Origin of the sequence: Pigmentiphaga sp. (assembly GCF_019689535.1) — a bacterium.
Taxonomy (GTDB): Bacteria; Pseudomonadota; Gammaproteobacteria; order Burkholderiales; family Burkholderiaceae_B; genus Pigmentiphaga.
In genome coordinates this window covers 1-4,053 of sequence record NZ_JADGHH010000254.1, presented here as the reverse complement: position 1 = coordinate 4,053, position 4,053 = coordinate 1, and the positions used below count along the sequence as shown (strand labels likewise).

General features: G+C 63.2%; 6 protein-coding genes. All 6 read left to right on the top strand.

Going from position 1 to position 4,053, the window contains the following annotated elements; all coding sequences use genetic code 11:
* A partial coding sequence (locus tag IRZ12_RS16145) for a MaoC family dehydratase (RefSeq protein ID WP_367181600.1) occupies positions 1–437 on the top strand: 437 nt, incomplete at its 5' end.
* An 8-nt stretch (positions 438–445) separates the two neighbouring features.
* Positions 446–898 carry a MaoC family dehydratase gene (locus tag IRZ12_RS16140; RefSeq protein ID WP_296470624.1) on the top strand — a complete coding sequence of 151 codons (453 nt, stop codon included), beginning with the start codon at positions 446–448 and terminating at the stop codon, positions 896–898.
* Between the two features lie 35 nt (positions 899–933).
* Positions 934–1,911, top strand: coding sequence for a tripartite tricarboxylate transporter substrate binding protein (locus IRZ12_RS16135; RefSeq protein ID WP_296470620.1), 978 nt, complete (start codon positions 934–936; stop codon positions 1,909–1,911).
* A 7-nt stretch (positions 1,912–1,918) separates the two neighbouring features.
* Positions 1,919–3,178 carry a CaiB/BaiF CoA-transferase family protein gene (locus tag IRZ12_RS16130; RefSeq protein ID WP_296470617.1) on the top strand — a complete coding sequence of 420 codons (1,260 nt, stop codon included), beginning with the start codon at positions 1,919–1,921 and terminating at the stop codon, positions 3,176–3,178.
* A 30-nt stretch (positions 3,179–3,208) separates the two neighbouring features.
* Complete coding sequence (locus IRZ12_RS16125) at positions 3,209–3,595, top strand: OB-fold domain-containing protein (protein ID WP_296470614.1); 387 nt, start codon at positions 3,209–3,211, stop codon at positions 3,593–3,595.
* Positions 3,595–4,020 carry a hypothetical protein gene (locus tag IRZ12_RS16120; RefSeq protein WP_367181599.1) on the top strand — a complete coding sequence of 142 codons (426 nt, stop codon included), beginning with the start codon at positions 3,595–3,597 and terminating at the stop codon, positions 4,018–4,020. The genes IRZ12_RS16125 and IRZ12_RS16120 overlap by 1 nt, the downstream gene beginning before the upstream one ends.
* The last annotated feature ends 33 nt before the right edge of the window (positions 4,021–4,053 follow it).

Below are 4,053 nucleotides of genomic sequence, written 5' to 3'. Positions count from 1 at the left end.
ATGCGGAACTGCGCAAGACCTGGGACCAAATCATTCCGGGCGAACCGCGCAAGACCCTTCCCTATACCCTCACCCTGGAAGCCATTCACAAGTACTGCCGGGTGGTGGGGGACATGCACCCCCTGTATTTCGACGAAGAGTATGCCAAGAAGACGCCGTACAAGGGGCTGATCGCACCGCCCTCCATCCACATCCTGCTCATGTTCGCCTGCACGCCCGCCGACGACTGGATGCGCAGCCCGGGCACGATCAACGCGGGCCAGTCGTGGAGCTACAACGTGCCGGCCCGGCCGGGCGACACCATCCGCCTCCAGGCCCGAGCGCTGGACAAGTTCATCAAGAAAGAACGGTTGTTCGTGATCCACGACAACGTTTTCTTCAACCAGCACGATGAAGTCATTTGCTCCGGCCGCGGCTGGACCATCCGCCCTTTCTGAGATCCATCATGAACAGCACCACTTTCGACAGCTTGAAGCCGGGCCAAAGGATAGAAGGTACGCCGTTCTCGCCCACCCGCGAAAGCATCCGCGCCTTTTGTGAAGCCTCGCTCGACTACAACCCGCTGCATTGGGACGACGAGTACATGAAGGGCAATTTCGGCCGGACCAATTTCGGCGGAATCATCATGCACGGCATGAATAACTTCGGCGTCATCACCAAGATGTTGACCGACTGGCTTTACCCGCGCGGGGGCGTGCAGCGCCGGCTCGAGACGCGCTGGAAGATACCGGTCAAGCCCGGCGACACCATCACGCCGAGCGCAACGATTTCCGCAGTGCAAGTCACGCAGAAAAGCCGCTGGGCCACGTTGACCGTCGAAGTCACCAATCAACGCGGCGAAGTCGTTGCCCACGGCGAGGCGATGGTCGAGTTCCCGCATGGAATGGAGCCGGCCTGAACGCTTCTTCTTCATTACAACGAGAGGAGACGGACATGACGACATTGACCCAACGCGCGCTCGCCGCCTTGGCTTGCGCAGCGGGATGCTTGCTTCCCGCCCTTTCCACGGCCCAGACTTTTCCTTCGCATCCAGTGAGAATCGTCGTGCCGTTTCCGCCTGGAGGCACCACCGATATCCTTGCACGGCAACTCGGCGCAGAGCTGCAAAATATGTGGGGGCAGGCAGTGGTGGTGGAAAACCGGGCCGGCGCCAGCGGCACGATTTTCTCCGAGCAGTTCGTGGCCATGCCGCCAGACGGCTATACGCTCATGCTGACTGCCACCCACCACGTGATCAACCCGGGGTTGTACAAGAACCTTCGCTACAACACGCGCACGGATTTCACGCCCATCGCCCAGGTGGCTGCCGTGCCCAACGTGCTCGTGGTGAACCAGGCATTCCCCGCCCGCACTGTCGCCGAACTGATCGAGTACGCCAAGCGCAACCCAGGCAAGGTGGATTTCGGCTCGGCCGGCACGGGTGGTGCAAATCATTTATCGGGCGAACTCTTCAAGTCCATGGCCGGCATCGAAATGGTGCACATTCCTTATAAGGGCGCTGCCCCTGCGCTGAACGACCTGCTGGGCGGACAGATTCCCGTGATGTTCGATTCCGTGCCTGGCGTCATCCAACACATCAAGTCCGGACGCTTGCGCGCGCTGGGGGTTACGGCGCTCAAGCGCTCGGAAGCGTTGCCCGACGTGCCCACCATCGACGAGGCGGGCGTCAAAGGCTTCGAGGCAACGGCGTGGTTCGGCCTGTATGCGCCCGGCCGCATGGCGCCCGACCTGACCCGCAAGCTGTCTGGCGACGTGCTCAAGGCGCTCTCCAGCCCTTCCTTGCGCAAAGAGTTCGCCGCGCAAGGGGCCGAAGCCGGAACGATGACGCAGCCCGAATTCGCGGCCTTCGTCGATGCGGAGATCACCAAGTGGTCCAAGGTCATTGCTGATGCCAACATCAAGATCGACTGATTCGTTCATGTCTCATCCCCAATCTCAGGCCGCTGCGGGAAGCCGGTCGGGCGCGTTGTCCCATATTCGCGTGCTTGATCTCTCACGCATCCTGGCCGGACCGTGGTGCACGCAAAACCTCGCCGACATGGGCGCCGAAGTGATCAAGGTCGAAAGGCCGGGCGTCGGAGACGACACCCGGGCCTGGGGGCCGCCCTGGGTGCGGGACGCCGATGGCCGGGATACAAGCGATTCCACGTACTATGCCGCCGCCAACCGCGGCAAGAAATCCATCACCGTCGACATCTCGACCGAGGCAGGCCAGGACCTCGTGCGACGGCTTGCCGCCCAAAGCGACGTCGTGGTCGAGAACTACAAGATTGGAGATCTCAAGCGCTATGGGCTCGACTACGAGAGCCTTTCGCGATTGAATCCGGGATTGGTGTATTGCTCGATCACCGGGTACGGGCAAGACGGGCCGTGGGCGCACAAGCCGGGCTACGACTTCGTCTTCCAGGCGGTGGGCGGCCTGATGAGCATCACGGGCGAGCGTGACGATTTGCCCGGCGGCGGGCCGCAGAAGGTCGGGATCGCGATTGCCGACGTGATCACCGGCATGTACGCGACCATTGCGATCCTGGCGGCGCTCCAACACCGCACGGTCTCGGGCCGCGGCCAGTACATCGACATGGCCCTGCTCGATTGCATCGTCGCATTGGGGGGCAACCAAGTCACCGGCTACTTCGCCAGCGGCAAGGTACCGCACCGGTACGGCAATGCACATGCCAGCCTGGTGCCTTACCAAGTGTTCGCCGTGGCCGATGGGGAGATTGTGGTGGCCGTGGGCAACGACAAGCAGTGGCAGCAGTACTGTGCTGCCATCGAACGGCCGGACCTTGCGCAAGACCCCCGCTGGAGCAAGGTCACCGGGCGCATCGTGGGGCGCGGGGAGCTCGTGCCGGAACTCGCGCGCACCATGCTGACTCGCACGCGCGACGAGTGGATCGAGCGGCTGGAAGCGCATGGCGTGCCGTGCGGCCCGATCAACGATTACGCGCAAGTCTTCGAGCACCCGCAGGTGCAGCATCGCGGCCTGCGCGTAGACGTGCCGCGCGCGGATGGAGGCATGGTCTCGACCATCGCGAGCCCCCTCCGCTTGCGTGACACGCCCCCCGTTTACGACCGTCCGCCTCCCACCTTGGGCGATTCCACCGTAGCGGTGCTGCGGGATGTCCTCGGATTCTCCGATGGCGAAATCGAGGCCTATCGCCGCAAGGGAATCGTTTGAAGGTCCGCCTTCCTGTCTGGATCTGACCGCATGAATCCCGAAACTGCTTCTTCATCGCCGTTGGCCGTCTTCCGCGAGTATCTGGCGCAAGGCAAGTTGGCATTCCAGTTCGACGCTGCACTTGGGCGGCCGGTTTTCCCGCCGCGCGTGATCGGGCCGGGAAGCGGCACGGCTGATCTCGAGTGGCGCATCAGCGAAGGGCTGGGGACGGTATATGCCGTCACGATCATCAGCCCGCGGGGTGAAGCGCCGTACAACGTCGTCCTGGTGGACATGGATGAAGGCTTTCGGCTGATGAGCCGTGTCGAAGGTTTGCCGCCGGGGGAGGTCCGCATCGGCATGCGGGTGCGGGTAGATGTCTGTCAGCCGCAGGACGGGCAGGCGCCCTATCCTGTTTTTCGTCCGGAGGTTCCGTAATGCAAGGGTTGCAACGCGGCGCGTGCGCCATCGTCGGGGTAGCCGAGTCTGACCTAGGGCAAGTCGCGCCCGGCATGTCCGCGCTCGATTTGATGGCCCAGGCCACGCATCGGGCACTGCAAGACTGTGGATTGTCCTTGCGCGATATCGACGGTGTCTTCGCCACCACCTCGCAAAGCCGCATGCCGACCTTGGCCCTGTGCGAATACCTAGGCATCTCGCCCCGCTATCACGACGGCACGAATATCGGGGGCTGCAGTTTCATGTCCATGGTGGCGCATGCCCAGATGGCCATTCAAGCGGGGCTGTGCACGATTGCGCTGATTGCCTACGGCAGTACGCAGCGCAGCGCCGGGCGCGCCAATGTCGCAGCGCCCGACCCTAACCCCCACGAAGCCCCCTACCGTGCGGGTCTACACATCTGACGCGGCCGGCGATAGGCGGGGGGTAGGTGTGGG

Coding starts and splice junctions, on each gene's coding strand:
- IRZ12_RS16125 (WP_296470614.1), top strand. CDS start 3,209: ATGAATCCCGAAACTGCTTCTTCATCGCCGTTGGCCGTCTTCCGCGAG.
- IRZ12_RS16130 (WP_296470617.1), top strand. CDS start 1,919: ATGTCTCATCCCCAATCTCAGGCCGCTGCGGGAAGCCGGTCGGGCGCG.
- IRZ12_RS16135 (WP_296470620.1), top strand. CDS start 934: ATGACGACATTGACCCAACGCGCGCTCGCCGCCTTGGCTTGCGCAGCG.
- IRZ12_RS16120 (WP_367181599.1), top strand. CDS start 3,595: ATGCAAGGGTTGCAACGCGGCGCGTGCGCCATCGTCGGGGTAGCCGAG.
- IRZ12_RS16140 (WP_296470624.1), top strand. CDS start 446: ATGAACAGCACCACTTTCGACAGCTTGAAGCCGGGCCAAAGGATAGAA.